Source organism: Variovorax sp. 20P10.2.4 (assembly GCF_058244205.1).
Genome location: NZ_JBZAYE010001114.1, coordinates 1 through 1,349 on the forward strand (window position 1 = coordinate 1; position 1,349 = coordinate 1,349).

Below are 1,349 nucleotides of genomic sequence, written 5' to 3' on the forward strand. Positions count from 1 at the left end.
CGCTCGCGCTGCTGCCGGGCCTGGACCGTGCCGCCGTGCTGCAGGTGTATGGCGATGCCTTCGCCACGCTGCTGCTGGGGCTCGCGGCCGTGACGGTGCTGACGGCGGTGGTGGTGTTCGCATTCCTGCGCGGCGAGGAGCAGGCGCAGGGGGCGGAGGCGGCGCTGAACTGCCCGGCGTCCTAGCCGCCACCTTGGTGAAGCCGTCGCGCGGGCGTCACAGCGCGGCCGCCTCGAACACCTCGCGCAGCCACTGCGTGAACACGCGCACGCGCGCCGACAGCTGCCGGTGCTGCGAATACAGCACCGACACCGGCATCGGCGGCGGCGCGAAGCCGTCGAGCACCACCTTCAGCCGCCCGTCGGCCAGCTCCGCGGCCACGCGGTAGCGCGGCACCTGCACCAGCCCCAGGCCCGCGACGGCCGAGCCGGTGTAGAGGTCGGTGCCGGTGACCGACACGGTGGCCGGCAGCTGCAGCGTGCTCACGCGGCCGTCGACGGTGAATTCGAGCGGCACCGGCTTGCCGGTGGCGCTCGAGAGGTAGTCGACCGCACGGTGCGTCGAGCCGGGCGCGGCCAGCGCCGCGGGATCGGCCGGCTCGCCATGCCGCGCCAGGTAGCCGGGGCTCGCCACCGTGACCTGCGGCAGCAGCGCGATGCGGCGCCCGACCATCGAGGAGTCCTGCAGCGTGCCGGCGCGCAGCACGCAGTCGACGCCCTCGCGCACCAGGTCGATCAGCCGGTCGTCCTCGCCGATGTGCAGCGTCAGCTCGGGATGGCGCGCCAGGAAGTCCGGCAGCGCCGGCACCACGAAATGCCGCGCCAGCGTGCCCTGCAGGTTGACGCGCAGCAGCCCCTTGGGCGCCGTGTCGCGGAACAGCCCCTCGGCCTCCTCCACGTCGGCCAGCAGGCGCACGCAGCGGCGGTAGTAGGCCTCGCCGTCCTGCGTGAGCCGCACGGTGCGCGTGGTGCGCTCGAGCAGCCGGGTGCCGATGCGCTGCTCGACGCGCTTGATCAGGTTGGTGACGGTGGCGCGCGGAATCTGGAGGTCTTCCGAGGCCTGGGTGAAGCTCTGGCGCTCGGCGATGCGCACGAAGGCCTGCATTTCCTGGAAGCGGTCCATGGCGGTGCCGTTGGTCCATTGTTGAAGTGGATGGAATGGTAATGGCGATTTGGCGGTGATTATCTTTTGGACGGAACGATCGAAGATTCGTCTCACCAACCACCCACCGCAAGGAAACACGCCATGAACCAGTCCTCCAACCCCAAGGTCGCGATCGTCACCGGCGCATCGCGCGGCATCGGCGCCGCCATCGCGCAGCGCCTGTCGGCCGACGGTTTCGCCGTCGC

2 protein-coding genes and 1 pseudogene are annotated in these 1,349 nt (G+C 71.3%); 2 read left to right on the top strand and 1 reads right to left on the bottom strand.

Annotated elements, in window-relative coordinates:
• Positions 1-185: pseudogene (locus AC27VN_RS41555) on the top strand (MFS transporter); the annotation flags it as partial.
• 31 nt (positions 186-216) lie between these two features.
• Here AC27VN_RS41555 and AC27VN_RS41560 read toward each other — a convergent pair.
• The gene (locus AC27VN_RS41560; protein ID WP_490880522.1) at positions 217-1,122 is read right to left on the bottom strand and encodes a LysR family transcriptional regulator; all 906 of its coding nucleotides are present in this window, start codon (positions 1,120-1,122) and stop codon (positions 217-219) included.
• A gap of 123 nt (positions 1,123-1,245) precedes the next feature.
• Here AC27VN_RS41560 and AC27VN_RS41565 point away from each other — a divergent pair.
• The coding region (locus AC27VN_RS41565; protein ID WP_490880523.1) for an SDR family NAD(P)-dependent oxidoreductase at positions 1,246-1,349 on the top strand (104 nt) is incomplete at its 3' end.